Consider the following 23,980-nt stretch of genomic DNA (forward strand, 5'->3'; position numbering starts at 1 on the left):
CCGTCAAAAGGTTCCCGCGTGTTTGCATTTTTTTCAAAAATTATTCCGGCGCCTAGGCAACGAGGCGATATCCGCCCGATTCCGTCACCAACAAACGCGCGTTCGAGGGATCCGGTTCGATCTTCTGGCGCAGGCGGTAAATGTGGGTTTCCAACGTGTGCGTGGTCACACCGGCATTATATCCCCACACCTCGTGGAGCAACGTGTCGCGGGCCACGACACCCTCGGTGGCGCGATAGAGGAATTTAAGGATGTTGGTCTCTTTCTCGGTCAGACGGATTTTCTTTTCGTCCTCGGTGATCAACATCTTTTGCGCCGGCTGAAAGGTATACGGCCCGAGTTGGAACACCGCAGCCTCGGATTGCTCATGGGTGCGCAACTGCGCACGGATACGCGCCAAAAGGACCGGAAACTTGAACGGCTTGGACACATAATCATTCGCGCCCGCATCGAGGCCGAGAATCGTGTCGGCATCGCTATCCTGCCCCGTGAGCATCAGGATCGGGGATTTCACGCCATATTTGCGCATCCGTTTGCACAATTCACGCCCGTCGGTATCGGGCAGACCCACGTCAAGAATGACAAGGTCATAGTGACCTTCTTTGACCCGCTCCATGCCGCCGGCCCCGTCGCCCGCTTCAAAGACGTCGAAGTCTTCGGTCATGACGAGTTGTTCGCTCAGGGCCTCGCGCAGATCGTCATCATCATCCACAAGGAGAATTCGTTTGAGAGTGGCCATTGTCAGACCTCCTGCATTTGTCTCTGTCTGGGATAGATGTGATGCGCGATCACGCATTCGACAAGATTTGCGACAGTTCCCTCACGCAACCGTGTGAAATGCACGCTAAATGTTTCACATTGCGCCAATAATCGCTACATCAGGGGTCACGATTGTAACGGAAAGCCCGCCCATGAGCCTCGCGCCCAGCCTGCCTGAGTTAATCGCCCGCGCCCGCGCCGACCTGCGTATGGGGGTTCCCGTGGCCCTGCGCAGCCCCCACGGCGATGCAATTGCGATTGCCGCCGAGGGGCTGTCCCCCGAACGCCTCGCGGATATGACCGCATTGGGTGCGCCTGTTTTGACCATTACGTCACGCCGCGCAACGACCCTGAATGCGCGCGCCTATGACGGTGACGTGGCGCGATTGACACTGCCAAAGGACGCCACAACGCTTTGGGTCGGGTCGGTCGCGGACCCCGCCGACGACCTGACCCATCCGATGAAAGGTCCGTTTGTCTCTGTCCGTGACGGGGATGCCACCGTTCACCGCGCCGCCATTGCCCTCGCCAAATCCGCCCGCCTGTTGCCCGCCGCGATTGTTGTCACGGTTGCCAATGCGGCACAGATCGCCGCCACCAACGGCCTCACCGTATTGCCCGTCGAGACCGCTCTGCCTCTCATGGCCGACCTTGCGCCACTCATGGATGTGATCCACGCCCGCGTGCCGCTCGTCGCATCCGAGGCGGGGCGCGTGCATGTGTTTCGTCCCGATGATGGCGGCGAGGAACATTTTGCTGTCGAAATCGGTCGCCCTGATCGCAGCAAGCCGGTTCTGGCCCGCCTGCATTCGGCGTGTTTTACGGGCGACCTGCTCGGATCGCTCAAATGCGATTGCGGCCCGCAACTGCGCAGCGCACTGGCACAAATGGGGGAGGAAGGCACAGGCGTGCTGTTGTACCTCAATCAGGAGGGGCGCGGCATCGGCCACGCCAATAAAATGCGCGCCTACTCGCTTCAGGATCAGGGCTTTGACACCGTCGAGGCCAATCACCGCCTCGGGTTTGAGGACGACGAGCGCGATTTTCGCATCGGGGCCGCGATCCTGAAAGAGATGGGATTTGGCGCGGTGCGCCTGATGACCAACAACCCCGCCAAAATCGCACGGATGCAGGACCAAGGGATCACCGTGACCGAACGTGTGGCGCTCAAGGTTGGCGAAAACGCCCACAACACCGCCTATCTGGCGACCAAAGCCAAGAAATCGGGGCATCTGCTGTGACCCGCGCCATCGGCCCCGACGATATTGTGGTGACAAAATGGGGCGCACGGTTTCGCGGACGCCGCTTTCCCTGCGCCATCGGCAAGGGCGGGATAACGGACAACAAACACGAAGGCGACAGCGCCACACCGCGCGGCATCCACGCCCTCCCGCACGTCTGGGCGCGCCCCGACCGCATATTGGTCCACGGCGCCCGCCCAATCACCCCCCGCGATCTGTGGTGCGACGCCCCAAATCACGCACTCTATAATGGGGCGGTAAAATCACCCTTTTCCGGGAGCCACGAAAAACTACGCCGCGCCGACCCGCTTTATGACCTGTTTGTGGTCACAGATTGGAACTGGCCTGTGGCCACACCACACAAAGGCTCGGCCATTTTCGTGCATCGTTGGCGCAAACCGCGCCACCCGACCGAAGGGTGCGTAGCCTTTCGCGCCGATCACCTCGCATGGATCGTGGATCACATCACACCACGCACACGGTTGGTCATCCGCTAAGGCGCATCACCCGTAGTCACGATCCCCGAAAATCGCCGACCCGACACGAACATGCGTGGCCCCCGCCGCAATCGCCACCTCGAAGTCCCCCGACATGCCCATCGACACCGCGTCGATCCCGTTGCGGGCGGCGATCGCGGCGAGCATGGCAAAGTGGGGCGCAGGATCTCCATCGGCAGGCGGAATGCACATCAATCCCTCAACCGTGAGCCCCATCTCACGGCACTCTGTTATAAAGCCATCCGCATCACCGGGCAAAACACCCGCCTTTTGCGCCTCTTCGCCCGTGTTGACCTGAACGAACAAACGCGGACAATGCCCCACCTCATCTGCAATCCGCGCAATGGTCTTGGCCAGTTTCGGCCGGTCCACCGTCTGGATCACGTCGAACAGCTCCATCGCCTGACGCACCTTGTTGGTTTGCAGCGGTCCGATGAGGTGTAACTCGACCCCCGGGAATCGCATTTTGAACCCGGGCCACTTTTCCGCGGCCTCCTGAACGCGGTTTTCACCGAAAACGCGGTGTCCTTTTTCCAAAACAGCCGCCACACGGGCATTGGGTTGCACTTTGGACACAGCGATAAGCTGCACCGCGCCTTTTGGCCGCCGCGCAGCCTCTACGGCCGCTTCCACCCGTGCATTGACCTGTTCAAACCCCATATTTTACTCTCTTTCATCGCATTTATGGCCTGTTCGCTTTGTATTGTGCGCACCATAGGCCATGCAACAGGTGTGTGTCCTAGTTGCATCATTTCTGTGTATCATGCGCACCCGCCCCGCCTGTCGCTTGACCAAAACAGTCATTCGGCGCATTTCATTCGGCATGTGTCGGGCAACCCGGCATCCTGATTTTTAAACTCCACGAGGGCACTATGAAAAACATCCTTCTCTCCTCCGTAGCAATCGTTGGCTTCGCCGGCGCAGCTGCTGCTGACATTTCTTTCTCCGGCGCAGCCAAACTGGGCTACAACGACGACTTCCAAGACGGCGTGTACGTTGATGTTGACGTTGACATGAAAGCATCTGCCGAGCTGAACAACGGCTGGACCGCATCCGTAACATACGGTGTTGAGCTTGACGACAACGGTGGCAACGTAGATCAGGACGTTAACTTCGACGACAACCTGACAATCTCCTTGGCCAACGCCAACTCCTACTTCACATACGGCGACACCGAGTGGGCTGCTGTTTCCCATTGGTCCGGCGTGTCCGAAATGGCACAAGACGGTTTCTCCGAAAACGACGGTGAAGCAACTCTGATCATCGGCGGCACTTTCGGTGGTGTTGAAGCTGCTGTGTCGACTGGCGTTGACGAAGCAACTGGCGACACATACCAGGTTGGTTTCGGCGCTAAAGCAACATTCGGCAACGTTGTTCTGACCGCAGCTTACCAAGAAGAAGATGCAGGCCCAGCATCCGTTTCCGGCGACTACAACAGCGACGAAATCTTCGCTCTGTCCGCAGCAACAACCTTCTCCGGCGCGTCCGTGAAAGTTGCATACGCGAAAAACCAGACAGCTGACGAAAACTCGCTCGGCCTCGAAGTTGGCTACCCTGTTGGTCCCGTTGCTCTCGGCGCGTTCTACGTTGCTGAATCCGCAGGCGACGACACATACGGCGTATCCGCTGTCTACTCCGAAGGCGCACTCACAGCTAAAGCATACTACAAGAACCTCATGGGTTCCGACGAGTACGGCCTCGGCGCGACATACGACATGGGCAATGGCCTGAAAGTTACCGGTGGTTACATCGACGGCGACTCCGTTGCAGACAACGATTTCGCAGCCTACGTAGCAGCTGAGTACGACCTCGGCGGCGGCGCATCCTTCATCGCGTCCTACGCTGACCACACAAGCTACACCGGCGCTGCAACCGACGACATCGACACAGTCACCGGCGGTTACGAGCTGAACACAGGCGCAACACTTCAGTTGTCCCTCAAATTCTAATCTCTCCCGAGATTTGAGTTAAGTTTGGGCCACCCTTCGGGGTGGCCCTTTCCGTTCGGAGACGCCATTTGCATCCGGCGTCCTGCGTCTAACCACTTGTTCCCTCTCACGTTGGCCTATACGGTTGCGGCGATTGATATTGAGGGGATCAAGCATGTACCGTCCAAGCCTTGCTCTATTTGCAACTCTGGCCCTAACCGCCTGTGGCTCGATCAGCGACAGCATCGGGTTCGGCTCGATCGGCTCCGGCCCGTTTTCGGGCGGTGGCAAGACCGTTGTGGCCGATGGCGGCCAAGTCGTTGACACACGCTCAACCGGCCAAGCCGTCGAAATCCCCAACGGCGAAACCATTGTCATCGAACAACGCAAATCCCGCACCATCTTTGGCGGCGGGCGCAATGGCGCCACGAGCGATGTTCAGGTCAACAAATACATCTGGAACGCCGCACTCGAAGTGCTGTCCTTTTTGCCCGTCCAATCCGCGGACCCATTCACAGGCGTGATCACCACCGGGTATGGCACCCCTCCGGGGGGTGGTCGCGCTTACCGCGCGACAATCCACGTCACCGATCCCGCTCTGGATGCCCGCACCCTGAACATTTCGCTTTATACCCGCGGCGGCGCTGTCAGTGCCGCAACCGTTCGCGCGGTCGAAGATGCGATTTTGACCCGCGCCCGCCAGTTGCGGTCGGGGAAATAACCGATACTGCATTGGCCTCTAGACCCAAGAGAGCCAAAGGATTATCACCACGCCGGGCCACTGATGCCCGGCGTTTTACGTGAGAAACGAAGGAAACGAACATGAGCCGCTACGCGCCCGCCGATCTGGAACCGAAATGGCAACATGCCTGGAACGAGGCCGAGGTTTTCCTCGCCAAACGGGACCCCGACAAAGAGAAATATTACGTCCTCGAGATGTTCCCCTATCCGTCGGGACGCATCCACATCGGCCACGTGCGCAACTACACGATGGGCGATGTTGTCGCGCGCTACAAATCCTCGTGCGGATTTTCCGTATTGCACCCGATGGGTTTTGACGCCTTCGGAATGCCCGCCGAAAACGCGGCCATGGCCTCGGGCGGACACCCGAAAACCTGGACCTACGCCAATATCGACACGATGGTTGATCAGATGAAGCCGCTCGGCCTGTCGATCGACTGGACACGCATGTTCGCAACCTGTGATCCCGAGTACTACGGCAAACAGCAGAGCATGTTCATCGACTTTCTCGAAAAGGGTCTGGTCTACCGCAAGAACGCCACCGTGAACTGGGATCCCGTCGACATGACGGTTCTGGCCAACGAGCAGGTGATTGACGGTTGCGGGTGGCGCTCTGGTGCGCCCGTTGAGCGGCGTGACCTGACGCAGTGGTTCTTTAAAATCTCCGATTATTCCGACGATCTTTTGACGTCCATCGATGCGCTCGACAATTGGCCGGACAAGGTCAAGACGATGCAGAAAAACTGGATCGGCAAATCACGCGGTCTGCAATTTGCCTTCTCGTTGATCGACGCGCCCGAGGGCCACGACCGTGTGGAGGTTTACACCACCCGTCCCGACACATTGCGCGGCGCATCCTTTGTCGGCATCTCCGCCGATCACCCTCTGGCCAAGAAACTCTGCGCCGACAATCCCGAGATTGCCGCGTTTTGTGACGAATGCCGCAAGGGCGGAACAACCGAAGAGGTCATTGAAAAGGCGGAAAAACTTGGTCTTGATACAGGCCTGAAAGTACGCCACCCGTTTGATACGGCATGGGAACTGCCCGTCTATATCGCCAACTTTATCTTGATGGATTACGGCACGGGCGCGATTTTCGGCTGTCCGGCGCACGACCAACGCGACTATGATTTCGCGACCAAATACGGTCTGCCGATCAACTACGTTTTTGCGCCCACCGAGGGCGATCTGGACACCACCGAGGCCTTTGTGCCGTTCAAAACCGACGCGGTGAAATACCTGCTCGGGTTTGCAGGCGACGAGGTCCAGACGGGGGATCAAGGCGTCGAAACCGCCATCGATTTTTGCGAGAGCAACGGCGTGGGTCATGGCGTCACCAAGTTCCGCCTGCGCGATTGGGGCTTGAGCCGCCAACGCTACTGGGGCTGTCCGATCCCCGTGGTCCATTGCGAGACCTGCGGCGTGGTGCCCGAAAAGAAAGAGAACCTGCCTGTCGAACTGCCCTTCGATGAAGATGGCAAGCCGATTGATTTCTCCGTACCGGGCAACCCGCTTGACCGTCATCCGTCATGGCGCAACTGCACATGCCCGAGCTGTGGCGCCGATGCGCTGCGCGAGACGGACACGATGGACACCTTTGTGGACAGCTCGTGGTACTACGCCCGCTTCACCTCGCCGCACGCCACCACGCCGACCGAGCCCGAGGACGCGGCCTATTGGATGAACGTCGATCAATACATCGGCGGCATCGAGCACGCGATTTTGCACCTGCTCTACTCGCGCTTTTTCGCCCGCGCCATGAACGAAACAGGCCACCTGCCCGACAGCGCCCGCGAGCCGTTCAACGCACTCTTTACCCAAGGGATGGTGACACACGCGATTTATCAGAATGCAGAGCGCAAGAACGAACACGGCCGCGCCATCTACCACTATCCCGACGAGGTCGAGGAGCGCGATGGCGGCACCTATGTCAAAGCGACAGGCGAGGCGATCACCGTCATCCCCTCCGCCAAGATGTCGAAATCCAAGAACAACGTGGTCGATCCCGTCGAGATCATCAAACAATACGGTGCCGACACCGCGCGTTGGTTTGTACTCTCGGATTCGCCTCCCGAGCGGGACGTTGAATGGACCGCAAGCGGTGCAGAGGCGTCGTTCAAACACCTTGGCCGCGTGTGGCGTCTCACGGCGGAACTGGAAAATGCACCGGAGAGCGGCACCGGTGATGATGATTTGATTCGTGCCACACACAAAGCCATGCTTGAGGTGACGCAAGGCATCGAGAGTTTCGGCTTTAACGCGTCGATCGCCAAAATATACGGTTTCACCAACACCATTGCGAAATCCAAAGCGGGCCGTGAGGCAAAACGGTTTGCGCTCAAGATCCTGGCACAACTCATGTCCCCCATGACCCCGCACCTCGCCGAGGAAATGTGGTCGATGTTGGGGGGTGAGGGCCTGATCGCGCGGGCGCCATGGCCCCGTGCGGACGAGAAAATGCTCGTTGAGGACAACGTGACCTTACCGATCCAGATCAACGGCAAACGCCGTGACGAGATCACGGTGCCAACGGATATGCCCAAAGAAGAGATTGAAAAACTGGTTCTGGCGAACAATGCTGTGATCAAGGCGCTCGATGGCGGGCAGCCGAAAAAACTCATCGTTGTCCCGGGTCGCATCGTCAATGTCGTCGTTTAACCGCCGCAGCTTTCTTTTGACCGCCACCGCCTTTGGCGGCTTGGCGGGCTGTGGGTTTGCGCCCGCCTATGGCCCGAACGGGCGGGCGGGTGTGTTGCGTGACGCCATCGAATTGGCCACGCCGGAAACGCGCGAGGACTATACCTTCGTGCGCGCTGTCGAAGACCGGTTCGGCGCCGCCCGCACGGCGCGGTTCAAACTCGACTACACGATTTCCACGGATGAGGATTCTATCGGCCTGACCCGCGATCAGGAAATCAACCGCTACCACGTCACGGGTGAGGCGACCTATACATTGACGGACCTGTCGTCGGGCGACATCGTCAGCAGCGGGAACGTCACGGCCTTTTCCGCCTACTCCACCTCCGGATCGACCTTTGCCGCCCTCACAGCCACGCGGGATGCCTATACCCGCCTGACGGTGCAACTGGCCGACAAGGTCGTGGCACAGATCCTCGCCGGTGTGGGAACCGCGGGATGAAACTGTCCCCCCGTGACGCTGTGGGCTATTTTGCCAAGCCGGACCCGAAACGCGCAGGCGTGCTGATCTACGGTCCCGACACGATGCGGATCGCCCTCAAACGTCAGGAATTGATCGCCGCCCTCATCGGCCCTCAGGGTGAAGAGGAAATGCGCCTGACCCGCATATCCGGAGCGGAGTTGCGCAAGGACAAGGCATTACTATCGGATGCGGTCAAAAGTCAGGGGTTCTTTCCCGGTCCGCGTGTGGCCTTTGTCGACGAGGCCACCGAACTCGTCGGCCCGATGATCATCGCGGCGCTCAGCGACTGGAGCGAGGGCGATGCCCAAATCGTTGTCACCGCAGGGAGTCTGAAAGCGACATCGAAGCTGCGCAAGGCGTTCGAGGGGCACCCCCGCGCCTATGCCGCCGCGATCTATGCCGATCCGCCGTCCCGCGCGGAAATCGAGGCGACCCTGACCAGATCCGGCCTGAAAAACCTATCGAACCACGCCATGGCGGATATCGAAGCCTTGGCGCGGGTGCTTGATCCCGGCGATTTCCGTCAGACGCTTGAAAAAATATCGCTCTACAAAATCGGCGACGAGACCCCGCTGACAAGCGCAGAGATCGAAGCATGCGCCCCCGTGACCACCGAGACGGAAGTGGATGATGTGCTCAACGCCACCGCAGACGGGCGCAAGGAGGACCTCGGTCCTATCCTCAAAAAAATCGAAGGTCAGGGCATCGATGCCGTGGCGTTGTCGATCTACACGATGCGTCATTTTCGGGCGCTGCACGCCGCCGCCTCTGATCCGGGCGGGGCGTCCTCGGGGATTGCCCGCGCCCGCCCGCCGATCTTTGGCCCGCGCCGCGACCGCATGACACGACAGGCCCACAATTGGGGTATGTTCAAACTCGAAGACGCGCTCAAGATCTTGACGGAAACCGACCTGACATTGCGCTCTGCTTCGCGGGCGCCGACCATGGCCGTGATGGAACGTGCGCTTATCCGTCTTGCGATGCTTGCGCAAAGGCGCTGAGTGCCCCCCGCCCTGCGAGCTGTCCCGTGGCCAGACACCCCGTGATCAAATAGCCCCCCGTGGGCGCATCCCAATCGAGCATTTCACCTGCCGCGAATAAGGTGGGGCGCGATTTGAACGCAAGCGCAGGTGTGAGCGCATCAAACGACACGCCACCCGATGTCGAGATGGCCTCGTCCATTGGCGCGGGCTTTGCATTGGTGATCTTTAAGGCCTTGAGTGCGGGACCGAGATCAACGGGCAACGGTCGCGCGAACTCCATCAACAGGGCAATTTTTTCGGGCGGCAGGCGCAATGTTTTGCGCAGGAAATTCGCTGTGCTGTCCTTTGTCTTGCGCCGCTTTAGAGCCTGTCCCAGACGCGCGTCATCCCAATCGGGCATCAAATCGACCACCAACGGCGCCCCCGTCCGAAAGCCGCGAGACACGGAATAGATCCCGCCCCCCTCAAGACCTTTGCGCGAAATGACCATCTCGCCACGAGAGGAAAAATCGCCCGACTTCAAACCGATATTTTTGACGGCACAGCCAAAGAACCGCTCCATGTGGGATGACCACGTATGGCGCAATCCCACGTTTGACGCCTGAAAGGGCGTCACGGGACCAAGGGGGGCAATCATATCGCGCCACGCGCCTGTCGACCCTAATCGCGCCCAACTGGCACCGCCCAAGGCCAGAACCGCAACGGCGGGCAACAGGCGGTGCACGCCCTCGGGCGTCTCGAACGTAAACCCGTCGTCGATCCCCGTCAGACGCCAGTTGCGCCGCAGGGTGACGCCTTGGCCGTCCAGTCGGGCGAGCCATGCGCGCAACAGCGGCGAGGCCTTCATCGCTTTGGGAAACACCCGCCCCGTCGATCCCGTGAAGACCTCTTGCCCAAGCGCTCCGGCCCATGCAATCGCGGCCTCGGGGCCAAATCCGCGCAAGGCCTCCACCATCGTCGGCGGGCACGGGTCATAGGCGGCGATGAACGCCTCCAAATCCTCGTGTTTCGTAAGGTTCAGACCCGATTTTCCGGCCATAAGGAATTTACGCGCAGGCGATGGTTTGGCCTCGGCGATCACAACGCACAGACCCGCCCGCGACATTTCATCCGCCGCCATCAGACCCGCAGGCCCCGCACCGATGACAAGCGCATCGCAGGTCTCAACGGGATCAGCCACCGCGCACCAACCCTTTGATCCCTGCAACATGTTCGGGCGTAGCCGACAGGGCGGCCTGACTCAATTCCGATACCGCAGACAGTAGGCCGTCACGATCCACAAGACGGTCAACAAGCCCCCACGACAGCGCCTCCTCCGCGTCGATCTTTTGCCCCGCCATCAAGATCATTTTGGCCCGCGCCGGCCCAACGAGCGCCACAAGGCGCTTCGGGTCAGAGGGCTGCGGCAGATAGCCGAGTTTCATCACAGGGTAGAAAAACTTTGCCTCGGGGACGCCGAGACGCAAATCACAGGCCAAGGCCATGCCAAACGCACCACCCGCAAGCGTGCCGTTCAACGCGGCGATGGTCAGACACGGCAGGTCCGCCAAGGCCGATGAGAGATCTTCCCACAGGGGAGACACGGCAAGGCCCGCTTTGGCCGCGTCCAGATCAGCGCCCGCAGAAAACACTTTGCCCGCCCCCGTCAGCACCAGAACCTGCGCCACCCCATGCGCGGCCCGCACGGTATCAACCAAGGTGGCAAGCATATCTGCGGTCAGCGAATTTGCCTTTTCGGGTCGGTTCAGGGTCACAACCCACAGACCGCCCTCTTTGCGCACGTCAATCATCGCAGATCTCCTTGTGGTTCGGTATCAGCCAAGTTCCGCCCAAAGCGGACGCATATGTCTGATAGGTCCATGTTACGGTGGGCCGCAAGTGCGTTCCAGTCTTGACCCCACCGTCAAAGAGGGAAACCCTACAGGTAACTTTTCTAAGGAGAGATTTCATGCGCGCATTTGCCCTCATCCCGTCCACCCTGCTTTGTACCGCCATCGCCATGCCCGTCGTCGCGGATGTGACGCCAGAGGACGTGTGGAACGATACCTTGGCGACGATCAAGTTGTTTGGCCAGTCTGTCACCGCCGATCTGGAACGGGACGGCAAAACGCTCATCGCGCGCAATGTGGAGTTTCGCTCAGGCGCGGACGAGGGCGGGCTGAGTTCCGTCACCACGATGGAGCAACTGAACCTCGTGAATTTGGGCAACGGCACGGTGAAAATGGACTTTGTATCACCGATCATAAGCCATGCCTCTTACCCGACATTTAGCGAGATAGACGGCGATGACATTCTCGCGGAAATGACGAGCAATGTGATGGTGATGGGTGACATCATCGTGTCCGGCGATCCCGATGCGGTCATGTACAAGGTGGACGGCGCCGATTTCGAATTTTTGTCCGAAGTTTCAAGCGCGGATGAAATGGCCTTGGCCCAGACCACCGAGATGACGATGAGCGATGTCTCGGGCGCATGGTCGTCAACACTGGACGGCACCAAATTGACAGGCCAGTTCCTGTTCGATGCCGACAGCTACGGCCTTCAGATGAACCAACCGGGGGCCGAGGGTCCACAAGCCCAGATCAACCTCACCATGAAAGACGTGTCGACCGAAGGTGAGTACGAGGGAACCGAACAGGCCAATCCCGAGGATTGGAACACCGCGTTGTCGAACCTGACCGCACGGTTCGCACAATCGTTTGAAACCGGCACGTTCGAGACGCAATTCGCCGACGGGGACAGCCCGTCCGCCACCAAAGTCGCCGGCACCATAGGCCACACATGGGTCGATATGTCCACGTTGGACGGCAGCGCAAGTTACGAGACAAGCAGCAGCGACATCGCAGCAACGATTTCAGGACCTGCGGTCCCCGTTGACGATGCACAAGTTTTCATTGCCAACATGAGCACGAATATCAACCTTCCTCTGACGGGGCGCGAAACCGCACAGCCCTTCGGGCTTGGCCTGTCATTCGAAGATATCGGCGTGTCCTCCGCAATTTGGGCGATGTTCGACCCGCAAGGGCAACTGAGCCAGGAACCCGCAACCGTGACCCTGAAACTGAGCGGTGATGCCTTGGTGACGGAGGCCCTGACCCCGACCAATCCGGCCGCGATCACGGACGGGGGGGCGCCACAACTCGACAGGCTGAACCTCGATACGCTTCTGGTGTCCTTTGCCGGGGCCAAAGTCGACGCCACCGGCGCGTTCAAGGCGATCACAGGCGCGGCGAGCCCCATGGGCGGGCTGCCTGATCTGGCCGGAAGCATCGATGTGACGATGACAAATGTCACCTCGTTGATCGATACACTGACCCGTATGGGCATCGCCCCACCCGAATTTGGCGGCATGGCACAGATGATGCTCGGAATGCTCGCCCGCCCGGGTCCGGAGGTTGGCACATTGGTCTCGCATATCGAGCGGACCGAGGACGGACAGATCCTTGCCAACGGGATGCCGCTGCCGTTCTGACGCAACACCCCGAAAGCCTGCGCGCCCTTGCGAGATAGAGCCATGCGGCTTAAGTCCTTTATCCAAACGAGACAAAGGATAGACCATGGCGCAAGACCTATCGGCATTGGCCGCACAGCTTTTGGATGCAGCGAAACGTGCAGGGGCCGAGGCCGCCGATGTGCTCGCGGTGGATGGGACATCGGTCTCTATTGATGTGCGTGCCGGTGCGTTGGAACATGCCGAGCGCTCCGAGGGCGTCGACATCGGTCTGCGCGTTCTGATCGGTAAGCGACAGGCCTGTGTCTCCGCCTCCGATACCCGCGAGGAAACGCTGACCACGATGGCCGAACGGGCCGTTGCGATGGCGCGTATGGCCCCCGAGGACCCCTATATCGGTCTGGCCGAGGCAAGCCAGTTGGCGCAAGACCGCGATACATCCGTTTTGGAGCTTTACGACCCGACCGACGAACCAAGCCCCGCCGATCTGCAACAGGACGCCGCCCGCGCCGAGGCCGCCGCACTGGCCGTCGAGGGCGTAAGCCAGGTCCAGTCCGCCTCCGCCGCCTATGGTCGCCGCCGCATCCAGATGGCCGCATCCAACGGATTCGAAGGCCGCTACATGCGCTCGGACCGCATGACATCCTGTGTGGCCATCGCCGGCGATGGCGCAAAGATGGAGCGCGATTATTGCGGCGAGTCGCGCGTGTTTCAAACCGACCTGCCCACTCCCGACGACATTGGAACCCTCGCGGGCAAGCGCACGGTGGATCGCATCGGCGCACGTAAACCCAAAACCGGCAGCTACCCCGTGCTTTACGATGAACGCATCTCCGCCTCTTTGATCGGGCATTTGCTCGGGGCCGTAAACGGTGCGTCGATTGCACGCGGGTCCAGTTGGCTGCGCGATGCGATGGGTGAATTTATCTTGCCCGCAGGCCTGTCGATTGTGGAGCAGCCACACCGCAAACGGGTCACGGCCTCGCGCCTGTTTGACGGCGAAGGGTTGCCGACCAAGGACCGCGCCATCATTGAAAACGGACGCCTCATGGGGTGGACCCTCGACCTTGCCTCCGCCCGCAAACTGGGCATGGACAGCACCGCAAGTGCGGCACGTGGCGTTTCATCCCCACCCTCGCCCTCGCTGTCCAATGTGACCCTAACGCAGGGCACACAGACCCGCGAAGAGCTGATAGCCGACATGGGAACGGGCCTGCTCGTCACATCCATGATCGGCTCTACCATCAACCCCACCACCGGCGATTATTCACGCGGCGCGGCGGGCTTTTGGATCGAGAACGGCGAGATCGCCTATGCCGTCAACGAATGTACGATCGCGGGCAACCTGCGCGAGATGCTCGCCACGCTCATCCCCGCAAACGATGCCCGCACGCACCTGAGCACCGTGGTGCCATCGCTTTTGGTCGAGGGGATGACCCTTGCCGGTGACTGATGACCTCGCGCTGCTGATTGACGCGGCCCATGAAGCGGGTCGACTGGCGGTCCCGTTTTGGAACGCCAACCCTGAAGTCTGGGACAAGGGGGACGGCGCAGGTCCCGTGACCGAGGCCGATTTGGCCGTGGACGGTTATCTGCGGGACCGCTTTGCGACCGAGCGCCCGACCTACGGGTGGCTGTCCGAGGAAACCGCCGATACGGACGCTCGTCTGGGCAAGGACCGCGTGGTGATCGTCGATCCGGTTGACGGCACCCGCAGCTTTATCCAGGGCGATACCAACTGGGCGCATTCTCTGGCCATTGTCGAACACGGCGAGCCCATCGCGGCGGTGGTCTATTTGCCGCTGCGCGACCGCCTGTTTGCGGCAACCAAAGGCGGCGGCGCGACCCTGAACGGCCAAGCCATTCGGGTCGGCAATTGTCAGCTGCCCGATGGCGCCCGCGTGTTGATGAAAAAGGGGGTTCTGGCCGCGGAACATTGGCAAGGCGGTCCGCCGTCTTTTGTGCGCAAGTTCCGTCCCTCCCTCGCCTACCGTCTCGCGCTTGTCGCCCAAGGACGCTACGATGCCATGATGACGCTGCGCCCGACATGGGAATGGGATGTGGCGGCGGGGTCGTTGATTATGGAGGAGGCAGGCGGCGTGGTGATGGACCGCACGGGCGCACGCCCCGCATTCAACCAACCGCACCCCGCGATCAACGGCCTTATCGCGGGCTGTGACACACTTTCCAATGCCATCGTGTCCCGCCTCGCCAAAGCGTAAGGCGGCGGGCATTCCGCCAGAGCGCCTTGACCGTCCAACTGGATCGGATAGGGTGCAACCGCAATGACCCGATGGAGGATTTCATGGCTCAACGACTTCACCTCGTCTTCGGTGGCGAACTGGTCGACCCGACCAAAACCACATTTCGCAACACGGATGACATCCACGTTGTCGGCATTTTTCCGGATTATGACTCCGCACACGCGGCATGGAAATCCGAGGCCCAGCGCACCGTTGATAACGCGCACATGCGCTACTTTATCGCGCACCTGCATCGCCTGCGTGACGAAGAAGCGGCCGCAAGCTCGACCGAAGAGCTTGATTCCTGAGGATCGGCCTCGTGGCCAAACCCGCATCCCTTCGGGCCTATCTCGCCAGTACCGCACGTTCGGAGTCGCAAGCCGTAAAACGGCTGCGGCGCCTTCAGGCGTGTGGCGTCCTGTCGCAAAAAGACTGTGATCACCGCCTCGCGCGGACCCTCCCCGAGCGCCCTGTGGGGGAGCTCGTCTGGTTTCACGTCGCCCGCATCCAATCGGTGCCTGCCGCCCTTGAACTGTTGGAAACCCTACGCGAGGAACGGCCGGGTCTGGCGTGTCTTTTGACGACTGTTGATCCCCTGCCCGAGCATATCACCCTCCTTGCGAACGTCATCCACATGCCACTTCCCGACGAATGCACTGTGGTGGTCAAACGGTTTCTGGATCACTGGCAACCGGACGCTTTGGGGTGGATCGGAGACGGGTTTCGCCCCTCTTTACTTTGGCACGCGCAAGAGGCGCAAATCGCAAGTGTCGCCATTGCGGCCCCCGATTGCGCATTGGATATCGACACACGGTTTCTCCTCCCTGCGCTGCGCCACATCACCCTCTCCCGGTTCGATCATGTCATCGCCGGCAATGAGGCCCAAGCTGCCGTTTGGAGACGGATGGGGGCCGAGGGGCGTGAGGTCGATGTGCTCGGCCCCCTCGAAGAAGGCACGCTGTCGCACCGGTTCGAAGAGTACGGGTTTACAGAGCTGTCCCGCGAAATCGGCACCCGCCCGACATGGTTCGCCGCAAACCTGTGCGCGGGCGAAGTGTCCGACATTTTGAAATCCCATGCCACCGTGATGCGCCGCGCACACCGGCTTTTGTTGATCGCGACATTCAACGACGACGCCGCCCGGGATACGTTCGAACGTCAGGCCGCAAACGCGGGCCTGCGCATCGCGCATCGCCGCGACCTCACCCCTATAACCGAAGAAATCCAGATCCTGATTGCGGATCCCGGGATTGACGAAAATGCCCTCTGGTATCGCGCCGCCCCGACGAGTTTTTTGGGCGCGTCCCTCACTCAGGACGGCGGGACGTCACCCAATGATGCTGTGGGCTACGGGTCGGCGATCGTCCATGGATCACACGTGTTCAACCACGCCAATGCCTATGCGCGATTGAGCGCGGCCAAAGCGGCCCGACTTGTCCGTTCGGACACGGATTTGAGCGAAGCCGTGCGCGAACTGCTCGCCCCCGATGCCGCCGCTGTGGCCGCAAATGCCGCATGGGCGGTGATGTCGTCGGGGGCGGAAGTCTCGACACGCACAGCCGACCTGCTGCACGATCTTCTCGATGTGCGAGAGGCGATTGACGGATGAGAGAGCCAAAATTCTGGTCTAACACGGCCAAACACCCCGGATTTCTTGCACGCATGTTGACGCCGCTTGGCGCGGTCTATGCCGGTCAAACCGCACGCCGCGTGGCCAAAACGGGGCTCACGGCAACCGTCCCCGTCATTTGCATCGGCAACATCAACGCCGGCGGCACAGGCAAAACGCCGACCGTGATCGCCCTCGCCCAACGGCTGATCGCGCGTGGCAAATCGGTGCATGTTGTCTCGCGTGGCTATGGCGGGTCCCTCGACGGGCCGACCCGTGTCGATGAACGCCGCCACAGCGCGGATCAGGTGGGCGACGAGCCGCTCCTGATCGCCGCCTTTACCCCCGCATGGATTGCCAAAGACCGCGCCGCCGGGGTCCGCGCCGCACAGGCCGGAGGCGCCGATGTCATCCTTCTGGATGACGGAATGCAAAACGGCAGCGTCGAAAAGGACGCGACCTTTGTCGTGGTCGATGCCCATCGCGGTTTTGGCAACGGGCGCGTCATTCCCGCCGGACCGCTACGCGAACCCGTCACACGCGGCCTTGCCCGCGCGGACGCCGTCATCTCCATCGGGGATGCCGCAGCCCAAAACCGCTTTTCGTCACTGTGGTCAAATGTGGTGTCCGTCCCGCGCGTTCGGGCGCATTTGTCACCGTTGCAAACGGGGTTCGAATGGGAGGGACAGCCGGTTCTGGCCTTCGCCGGCATTGGCCATCCCGAGAAATTTTTTGCGACGCTTAAAGGCCTTGGGGCGCAGCTCCTGCGGGCCGAAGCTCTGAGTGACCACCAACCGCTGTCGACGCAACTGATGACACGGCTGGAGATCGAGGCCCTCGCCCTGGGCGCACAGATGGTCACAACGGAAAAAGACGCGGTGCGTTTGCCCCGCGCCTTTCGCCAGAAGGTTGTCACCCTACCCGTCCGTTTGGCGAGCGACGATTGGGCGGTGATCGACGCCACCCTCACACGCCTCGGACTTGATTAAAGGTTATTGCGCCAATTTTTCGTCGAGGATTTTTTGAAGATCCGCGTAGGACATGTTGGAATGTTTCACGCCATCAATGACGAGGCTCGGGGTCGAGCTGACATCGTCGGCCTCAGCCTCTTGACTGGCTTTCTCGAACATCGCCTGCGCCATTTCGCCATTGTTCATACAGGCATCCAGATCAGCATCGGACAGGCCCGCCGTTTTGCCGATTTTGCGCAGGTTTTCGACGATTTGCATCGCGTCCTTGCCGCCTGCAATCCACTCTTCCTGTTGTTCATAAAGCAAGGATTGAATACCGAAATACCGCATGGAACCGCCACAGCGGGCAACCATCGACGCCCAAAGGCCGAATTTGTCAAAGTAGATTTCGCGGTAGGTGAACTTGACCTTACCCGTGTCGATGTAATCCTTTTTCAACGGCTTGAAGACCGCCTCATGGAAATTCGCGCAATGCGGACAGGTGTAGGATGCATATTCGATAACCTCGATTGGCGCATCGGCGTCACCGATTGTCAGATCAGGCACCACAACAGTGGTCGGCTCAACGGCCTCGGCGTCCTGTGCAAAGCCTGGCAGGGCAAAGCTCGACATAAATCCAACGGTTGCGAGAGCGGTCGTTGTAAGGAAAGTGCGTCTGTTCATGGGTCCACCTTTGAATGATTGGCGTTTTTGGTTAGGACATTCGCCCCGAGTCGATCAAGCGCGGCGCGCAATCCCTCGTCATGGACACCTGTCGACATCTCATGCGCCTCGTGAACCAATGCGGGATCAAGGGCGGGTTTCTGGTCGGTTTTCGTCGTCTCGAACTGAACGCGCCCGGCGGCAAAACCCGTGGGAGCGGTCTGTGTAATATGAATGCGGGTGATGGCGCTGAACCCGTACACCGCATTCACGCGGTCGCGGATTTTGGGCAATTCGGCCTGTAAAATCGGGGCAAAGGCGCCAGTGGTCAACAGGGTGAGCGTCGCGCCGAACCCGCCCTTGGCGTAGGACACCTTGATCGGGCGGGCCATTGCGGCAGTTTGCTCACCGACCACCTCGGGCCAATGGGTCAAAAGCCGCGTTTCGGAAAACCCGCGCGCCTCGGTCGCCGTGCGGATACGCGACTGCAAAAGGCCGGAGGTCATTTCGAACCCCTTCCGTCTACGCGCGGTTTTATGTTCCGGTTTGGCGGCCATCGATTATTCCAAGTCTCCATCTGGCCTCTTCGGCCCTGCGCTCTATTGTAGTGGTCCAGACGCCTTGCACCAGTAGAAAGCCGATGACGGATGCTAAACATTGCGTGACGATTTGAAATGTAATGACATCACAGGCCCGCTTCTGGCGTGGTACGATGCCCATGCCCGCGTTTTGCCGTGGCGCATCGCCCCACAGGATCGCGCACGGGGAATCATTCCAGACCCCTACCGCGTATGGCTGTCCGAGATCATGCTACAGCAAACAACGGTCGCGGCGGTAAAGGCCTACTTCGAACGGTTCACCGCGCTGTGGCCAACGGTCGCCGACCTTGCCGCGGCACCCGACGATGCCGTGATGGCCGAGTGGGCGGGGCTTGGCTACTACGCCCGCGCCCGCAACCTGCTCAAATGTGCGCGGGTCATCGTGGCCGAGCACGGCGGCGCGTTCCCGAACAGTCACGCCACGCTTCTGACCCTACCCGGCATAGGCCCCTATACGGCCTCCGCCGTTTCCGCGATTGCGTTCGACGCCCCCGAAACCGTATTGGACGGCAATGTGGAACGCGTGATGTCACGGCTGTTTCTGGTCGAGATCCCGCTGCCCACATCCAAACCCGAACTGATGGCTTTGGCCACGCGCCTGACGCCCACAGCCCGCGCCGGCGATTATGCGCAGGCGGTGATGGATCTGGGCGCGACGGTATGCACCCCGAAATCCCCCGCCTGCGACATCTGCCCGCTCGTTCACGTCTGCCGCGCCCACCGGTCCGGCGTCGCCGCGCAGTTGCCCAAGAAGGTGCCAAAGAAACCCAAACCCGTGCGGTTGGGCCATGTCTATGTCACCCGCACCGCCGCCAAGGAATGGGTGTTGGAAAAGCGCCCCGAAAAGGGGCTTTTGGGCGGGATGCTCGGATGGCCGACATCCGAATGGAACGAGGCCCCGTCCGCCACGCCCCCCTATGATGCGCCGTGGCACCACGTCGGGGAGGTCCGTCACACCTTTACCCATTTCCACCTGATATTATCCGTGCATGTCGCGCCCTGCGTCACCGCCCCCGAAGGGACGGTTTTGGTCCCGCAGGCCGCATTCCGCCCTTCGGATTTGCCGACCCTGATGCGAAAGGCATTTGACCTTGCCCAAGCAACCTTCGACAATCGGGAGGTAGGGTCCGCGCCAACGTGATGACCAACGTGACTGTATGAGGTGCCAAGATGGATATGACCAGAATCTCCACCCGAAACGCGATACCGTTCTGGCTGTCGCTCGGGGTTGTGCCGCTGTTGTGGATCGGGGCCGTCATGGGCGGATGGTGGACCATTCTGGTGCCGCTTTACGCGTGGTATCTGTTCGCCGCACTGGATGCCGTTTTGGGTCTCAACACGGAAAACCCTGACCCACAAACCCCTGAAAAGGCGCTATTCTGGTATCGGTTGGTGACGCTGATCTGGTTCCCGATACAGGCCGTCAATATCTTTGGGCTGATCTATTTTGTCACCCACACCGACCACCTGTCGACGCTTGCCACCATCGTGCTGTTCTTTGGCCTTGGCGTCTCGTCAGGCACCATCGGGATCGTGTATTCCCACGAGCTTATGCACCAACGCAATGCCACGGAACGGTGGCTTGGCGATCTGCTTTTGGCGTCTGTTTTGTACTCCCATTTCCGCTCCGAACACCTGCTTGTCCACCACATCCATGTCGGCACGCCGCGCGATGCGGTGACGGCGCGCTATAACGAGGGGTTCCACCACTATCTCTTTCGGGTGTTGCGGGCCTGTCCGCGCTCTGCGTGGCGCGCCGAGGCCGCGATGCTGGCGCGTCGGGGCCTGTCAAAGTGGCATCCGCGCAACCCGCATTTCCGCTATTGGACACTGCAAATCCTGATGCTCGCCCTCGCGGTTTTGCTTGGCGGTGTTGCGGGGTTTTTCCTGTTTATCTGGCAGGCGAGCGTGGCCATTTGGCAATTGGAATTGACCAACTACATCGAACATTACGGGTTGACCCGCCGCCACCTCGGGGACGGCAAATATGAACACGTCAAACCGCACCACAGTTGGAACGCGGCGCATATGGCGACCAATTGGTTGCTGATCAATTTGCAACGCCATTCGGACCACCATTACAAACCGGATCGCCGGTTTCCCTTGCTGCAAAACTATGACGAAACGGACGCACCACAACTGCCCTATGGCTATACCGTGATTGCCTTTGTCGCTCTGGTGCCACCGCTTTGGCGGCGCATTATGAACCCCAAAGTGCGGGCATGGCGCGACCGGTATTATCCCGACATCACCGATTGGGATGACTATAAATACGGTCGCAATCCGGCCCCTGCGCAATAGCGCCACATAAAAAAGCCCCGCCATAAAGGCGGGGCATAAGTGGATGCCGTGGAAGTCAGACCACAGGCATCAGGCGGTATTCAAATCTGGAAAATAAAGCGCGTGGCACCCGCAAAAAGGCCTGTCGGACTTTTGTCGGACCTGTGTCGGACTTTTGTCGGGCAAACGGGCGGGCGCCACGGCTATGACGGGGCGGAGGCGGGGCTAGTTCATCTCCGCACGGATCTGTTGGCGCAGCACGTCAATCGGCACCTGTTGCCCATCGCGTTTGAACGTCCAGTAGGTCCACCCGTTGCACGAGGGCGCCCCCTCCAGATGTGCGCCGACCTGATGGATCGACCCTTTGACATCATTGGCCACAAGGGTGCCATCGGCACGGACCTTTGCCTTTTTACGACCGTTGAGAGAGTACAATTCCTCGCCCGGGCGCAGCATGCCGCGCTCGACCAACTGGCCGAACGGCACGCGTGGCTCGGCGCGTTTCGAGGTGGACACACGCAGCGCGTCCTTGTCGAACTTGCGCACGGCATCAATGCGCTTTTGCGCGACCTTGCGGTATTTCTCTTCGCGCTCGATACCGATGAATTCACGGCCAAGCATTTTGGCGACAGCGCCCGTTGTCCCCGTGCCAAAGAACGGGTCAAGCACCACATCACCGGGGTTGGTCGTGCCAACCAGAATACGGTGCAGCAGGCTTTCGGGTTTTTGCGTCGGATGTGCTTTTTCGCCGTCTTCGTTTTTGAGACGTTCGCCCCCGTTACAAATCGGCAAGACCCAATCCGACCGCATCTGGATGCCTTCGTTCAGCGCCTTGAGCGCCTCGTAGTTGAAGGTGTATTTCGCGGCTTCGTTTTTGGACGCCCAGATGATTGTCTCATGAGCATTGGTGAACCGTTTGCCACGAAAGTTCGGCATCGGGTTGGATTTGCGCCACACCACATCGTTGAGAATCCAGAAGCCTTGGTTCTGAAGCTCGGCGCCCATGCGATAGACGTTGTGATACGACCCGATCGCCCAGATCGCACCATTCGGTTTGAGAATCCGACGCGCCGCGGCAAGCCAGTCGCGCGTGAAATTGTCATAGACCTTAAAGCTGTCGAATTGATCCCAAGCATCATCAACCGCGTCGACTTTGGAATTGTCGGGGCGGTGAAGATCGCCGCGCAGTTGAAGGTTATAGGGCGGATCCGCAAAGATCAGGTCAACCGAGCCTTCGGGAAGGCTGTTCATGATCTCGATGCAATCGCCACCAAGGATCTGGTTTAGCGGCAGCTCTGTGGCTGCCTCACGTGTTTTCGTCGTCATACTCTGCCTCTTGTCGCGCCCCTTATTGGAGCATCGTTACCGCACCGTTTTCGGCGTCATTTTATGAGGCTTAAGATGAGTCAAAGATGATTCGCGGTCAATTTCTTTTTTGAATCAGTCACTTAGTTATTTATCTTGATACAAGATGTTGTGTACCGGTTTGAACGAACGTCTATGGTGAGGGGTCACCCCAAGATTTCGGAGGCCGTCGAGATGCAATTTTGTCCCATAGCCCGCGTTCTTTTCCCACCCGTAGCCGGGGTACTGTTGCGCCAAATCCACCATCCGCCGGTCGCGCCATGTTTTGGCCACAATCGAGGCCGCCGCAATCGACACGGATCGCGCGTCGCCTTTGACGACGGCTTCGGCATTTAGGCCGAATGCGGCGGGGATTTTGTTGCCGTCGACCAGAACATAATCAGCGGCCACCGACAGGCCCGCAACCGCACGCTCCATCGCCCGCAATGACGCTTGCAGGATATTGATCTCGTCGATTTCCTCGACCGAACACGAGGCAATCGACACATCCGCCACCGCCATAATCTGATCGTAGAGCACAAGACGGCGTTTTTCGGTCAGGGCTTTGGAATCATTCAACCCCGCGGGGATACGGGCGGGGTCGAGCCAAACCGCACAGGCGGTAACAGGTCCGGCAAGCGGACCACGGCCCACCTCGTCCACACCGACAATACGGCCATAGCCACGGGTGGTCGCGGCGGTTTCGAATGAATAATCGGGCGCTGTTTTTACCATAGGCCCGTGAAACCCCATCGCGGGGCGAATGGCAAGAAACGGATATGAAAAAGGGACGGGAGGTCCACATGTAACCTCCCGCCCGCGTAACGCGACCCATGGGGACATGATTGTCGCGTATTCTATGTGGATGGGTTCCGGATTAGCGGCGGCGGGCGGCGACCGCCTCGTAACCGAACCGGTTCAGACAGCTCATGTCATAGCCACCGACCGTGCCTTTGCGGGTATGCACATCCGTCTCACAGCGGCGTGGCAAGGGCGCATTGGAGCGGCGGGTTTGATCCAGACACCGTTCCATCGCGATGGAGGTATCCGGCCCATGACGCCGATCCACCGTCACAATGCATTGCGCGGGGATTGCAAAATGCGCCGAGGGTGTCGGTTTTGTCTCGTGGCGCGGTACATCGTGGCGGCGGCGCCCGTTTCTATCGTGGTGCGATTGGGCCGGCGGGCGCGCGGTGGTCACCGTTGCTTTCGACTTGCCCGCGTCATCAATGAGCTTTCCGACCACGAACAGCGTCAACAGGCCTCCGACGACACGGGCGACATCCTCGTCCCCTGCGCGTGCGGGGGCGGCATAAGCCGCAACAGAAATCGAAAGGGCCATGAGGCCTGCGGTGAATTTTGTATGTCTCATCTGGTGATCCTTTGTGTGACGTGACCGACAGGCAAACAGAGGCGTCGGTGATGAAACAACATTGGGCCAGAGCGGCAAAATCGCACAATATCAGCCGCATGATATCGGATAGCAGCCGCCAAAGCGGGCTTTGTTATTGAATATCACGCGCCCTTTGCCC

24 protein-coding genes are annotated in these 23,980 nt (G+C 60.0%); 15 read left to right on the forward strand and 9 right to left on the reverse strand.

Annotated elements, in window-relative coordinates; genetic code table 11:
- Positions 1–52: 52 nt before the first annotated feature.
- Positions 53–739, reverse strand: a complete 687-nt coding sequence (locus tag ACN0Q0_RS03745) for a response regulator transcription factor (protein ID WP_417242029.1) — start codon at positions 737–739, stop codon at positions 53–55.
- Between the two features lie 172 nt (positions 740–911).
- On the opposite strand from ACN0Q0_RS03745, the gene ribA reads away from it, so the two are divergent.
- On the forward strand, positions 912–2,000 hold the full coding sequence (ribA, locus tag ACN0Q0_RS03750) for a GTP cyclohydrolase II (protein ID WP_417242030.1): 1,089 nt from the start codon (positions 912–914) through the stop codon (positions 1,998–2,000).
- Complete coding sequence (locus ACN0Q0_RS03755; RefSeq protein WP_417242031.1) at positions 1,997–2,497, forward strand: L,D-transpeptidase family protein; 501 nt, start codon at positions 1,997–1,999, stop codon at positions 2,495–2,497. The genes ribA and ACN0Q0_RS03755 overlap by 4 nt, the downstream gene beginning before the upstream one ends.
- A gap of 6 nt (positions 2,498–2,503) precedes the next feature.
- On the opposite strand, the gene ACN0Q0_RS03760 is transcribed toward ACN0Q0_RS03755, so the two are convergent.
- Positions 2,504–3,157 carry a YggS family pyridoxal phosphate-dependent enzyme gene (locus ACN0Q0_RS03760; RefSeq protein ID WP_417242032.1) on the reverse strand — a complete coding sequence of 218 codons (654 nt, stop codon included), beginning with the start codon at positions 3,155–3,157 and terminating at the stop codon, positions 2,504–2,506.
- 212 nt (positions 3,158–3,369) lie between these two features.
- On the opposite strand from ACN0Q0_RS03760, the gene ACN0Q0_RS03765 reads away from it, so the two are divergent.
- From ACN0Q0_RS03765 to holA, 5 genes are all read left to right on the forward strand, one after another.
- A complete protein-coding gene (locus tag ACN0Q0_RS03765) occupies positions 3,370–4,446 on the forward strand; it encodes a porin (RefSeq protein ID WP_417242033.1) in 1,077 nt (358 codons plus the stop codon).
- A 154-nt stretch (positions 4,447–4,600) separates the two neighbouring features.
- Positions 4,601–5,146 (forward strand): DUF3576 domain-containing protein, encoded by a 546-nt coding sequence (locus ACN0Q0_RS03770; RefSeq protein WP_417242034.1) that lies wholly within the window; start codon positions 4,601–4,603, stop codon positions 5,144–5,146.
- A gap of 101 nt (positions 5,147–5,247) precedes the next feature.
- Positions 5,248–7,824 carry a leucine--tRNA ligase gene (leuS, locus tag ACN0Q0_RS03775; RefSeq protein ID WP_417242035.1) on the forward strand — a complete coding sequence of 859 codons (2,577 nt, stop codon included), beginning with the start codon at positions 5,248–5,250 and terminating at the stop codon, positions 7,822–7,824.
- A complete protein-coding gene (gene lptE, locus ACN0Q0_RS03780) occupies positions 7,811–8,305 on the forward strand; it encodes an LPS assembly lipoprotein LptE (RefSeq protein WP_417242036.1) in 495 nt (164 codons plus the stop codon). The genes leuS and lptE overlap by 14 nt, the downstream gene beginning before the upstream one ends.
- Entirely contained in the window at positions 8,302–9,327 is a 1,026-nt protein-coding gene (holA, locus tag ACN0Q0_RS03785; RefSeq protein ID WP_417242037.1) for a DNA polymerase III subunit delta, read from the forward strand. Before lptE ends, holA begins: the two co-directional genes overlap by 4 nt.
- Here the strand turns inward: holA and ACN0Q0_RS03790 are convergent.
- Both ACN0Q0_RS03790 and ACN0Q0_RS03795 read right to left on the reverse strand, forming a co-directional pair.
- Complete coding sequence (locus ACN0Q0_RS03790; RefSeq protein WP_417242038.1) at positions 9,293–10,519, reverse strand: NAD(P)/FAD-dependent oxidoreductase; 1,227 nt, start codon at positions 10,517–10,519, stop codon at positions 9,293–9,295. The two genes, holA and ACN0Q0_RS03790, sit on opposite strands and share 35 nt — an antisense overlap.
- The gene (locus ACN0Q0_RS03795; protein ID WP_417242039.1) at positions 10,482–11,099 is read right to left on the reverse strand and encodes an enoyl-CoA hydratase/isomerase family protein; all 618 of its coding nucleotides are present in this window, start codon (positions 11,097–11,099) and stop codon (positions 10,482–10,484) included. Before ACN0Q0_RS03795 ends, ACN0Q0_RS03790 begins: the two co-directional genes overlap by 38 nt.
- Before the next feature lie 158 nt (positions 11,100–11,257).
- Between ACN0Q0_RS03795 and ACN0Q0_RS03800 the strand changes: the two genes are divergently transcribed.
- The 6 genes from ACN0Q0_RS03800 (at position 11,258) to lpxK (ending at position 17,601) form a co-directional block, all read left to right on the forward strand.
- The gene (locus tag ACN0Q0_RS03800; protein WP_417242040.1) at positions 11,258–12,781 is read left to right on the forward strand and encodes a hypothetical protein; all 1,524 of its coding nucleotides are present in this window, start codon (positions 11,258–11,260) and stop codon (positions 12,779–12,781) included.
- Positions 12,782–12,866: 85 nt separating this feature from the next.
- On the forward strand, positions 12,867–14,213 hold the full coding sequence (locus tag ACN0Q0_RS03805) for a TldD/PmbA family protein (RefSeq protein ID WP_417242041.1): 1,347 nt from the start codon (positions 12,867–12,869) through the stop codon (positions 14,211–14,213).
- Entirely contained in the window at positions 14,200–14,982 is a 783-nt protein-coding gene (locus tag ACN0Q0_RS03810) for a 3'(2'),5'-bisphosphate nucleotidase CysQ (protein ID WP_417242042.1), read from the forward strand. The genes ACN0Q0_RS03805 and ACN0Q0_RS03810 overlap by 14 nt, the downstream gene beginning before the upstream one ends.
- Before the next feature lie 83 nt (positions 14,983–15,065).
- The gene (locus tag ACN0Q0_RS03815) at positions 15,066–15,311 is read left to right on the forward strand and encodes a DUF4170 domain-containing protein (protein WP_417242043.1); all 246 of its coding nucleotides are present in this window, start codon (positions 15,066–15,068) and stop codon (positions 15,309–15,311) included.
- 11 nt (positions 15,312–15,322) lie between these two features.
- On the forward strand, positions 15,323–16,612 hold the full coding sequence (locus ACN0Q0_RS03820; protein ID WP_417242044.1) for a 3-deoxy-D-manno-octulosonic acid transferase: 1,290 nt from the start codon (positions 15,323–15,325) through the stop codon (positions 16,610–16,612).
- A complete protein-coding gene (lpxK, locus tag ACN0Q0_RS03825; protein ID WP_417242045.1) occupies positions 16,609–17,601 on the forward strand; it encodes a tetraacyldisaccharide 4'-kinase in 993 nt (330 codons plus the stop codon). The genes ACN0Q0_RS03820 and lpxK overlap by 4 nt, the downstream gene beginning before the upstream one ends.
- A gap of 3 nt (positions 17,602–17,604) precedes the next feature.
- On the opposite strand, the gene ACN0Q0_RS03830 is transcribed toward lpxK, so the two are convergent.
- Positions 17,605–18,246: a DsbA family protein gene (locus tag ACN0Q0_RS03830; protein ID WP_417242046.1), complete on the reverse strand. Its 642-nt coding sequence runs from the start codon at positions 18,244–18,246 to the stop codon at positions 17,605–17,607.
- Positions 18,243–18,731 (reverse strand): DUF721 domain-containing protein, encoded by a 489-nt coding sequence (locus ACN0Q0_RS03835; protein WP_417242047.1) that lies wholly within the window; start codon positions 18,729–18,731, stop codon positions 18,243–18,245. Before ACN0Q0_RS03835 ends, ACN0Q0_RS03830 begins: the two co-directional genes overlap by 4 nt.
- 151 nt (positions 18,732–18,882) lie before the next feature.
- On the opposite strand from ACN0Q0_RS03835, the gene mutY reads away from it, so the two are divergent.
- Complete coding sequence (mutY, locus tag ACN0Q0_RS03840; RefSeq protein WP_417242048.1) at positions 18,883–19,965, forward strand: A/G-specific adenine glycosylase; 1,083 nt, start codon at positions 18,883–18,885, stop codon at positions 19,963–19,965.
- Positions 19,966–19,994: 29 nt separating this feature from the next.
- Positions 19,995–21,125 (forward strand): alkane 1-monooxygenase, encoded by a 1,131-nt coding sequence (locus ACN0Q0_RS03845; protein WP_417242049.1) that lies wholly within the window; start codon positions 19,995–19,997, stop codon positions 21,123–21,125.
- Between the two features lie 204 nt (positions 21,126–21,329).
- Here the strand turns inward: ACN0Q0_RS03845 and ACN0Q0_RS03850 are convergent, their stop codons facing one another.
- The 3 genes from ACN0Q0_RS03850 to ACN0Q0_RS03860 form a co-directional block, all read right to left on the reverse strand.
- Positions 21,330–22,430 (reverse strand): site-specific DNA-methyltransferase, encoded by a 1,101-nt coding sequence (locus ACN0Q0_RS03850; RefSeq protein ID WP_417242050.1) that lies wholly within the window; start codon positions 22,428–22,430, stop codon positions 21,330–21,332.
- Between the two features lie 126 nt (positions 22,431–22,556).
- Complete coding sequence (locus tag ACN0Q0_RS03855; RefSeq protein ID WP_417242051.1) at positions 22,557–23,183, reverse strand: ribonuclease HII; 627 nt, start codon at positions 23,181–23,183, stop codon at positions 22,557–22,559.
- A gap of 142 nt (positions 23,184–23,325) precedes the next feature.
- The gene (locus tag ACN0Q0_RS03860) at positions 23,326–23,820 is read right to left on the reverse strand and encodes a hypothetical protein (RefSeq protein WP_417242052.1); all 495 of its coding nucleotides are present in this window, start codon (positions 23,818–23,820) and stop codon (positions 23,326–23,328) included.
- Between the last annotated feature and the right edge of the window lie 160 nt (positions 23,821–23,980).

Source organism: Celeribacter sp. (assembly GCF_048259695.1).
In the GTDB taxonomy this organism is placed as follows: Bacteria; Pseudomonadota; Alphaproteobacteria; order Rhodobacterales; family Rhodobacteraceae; genus Celeribacter.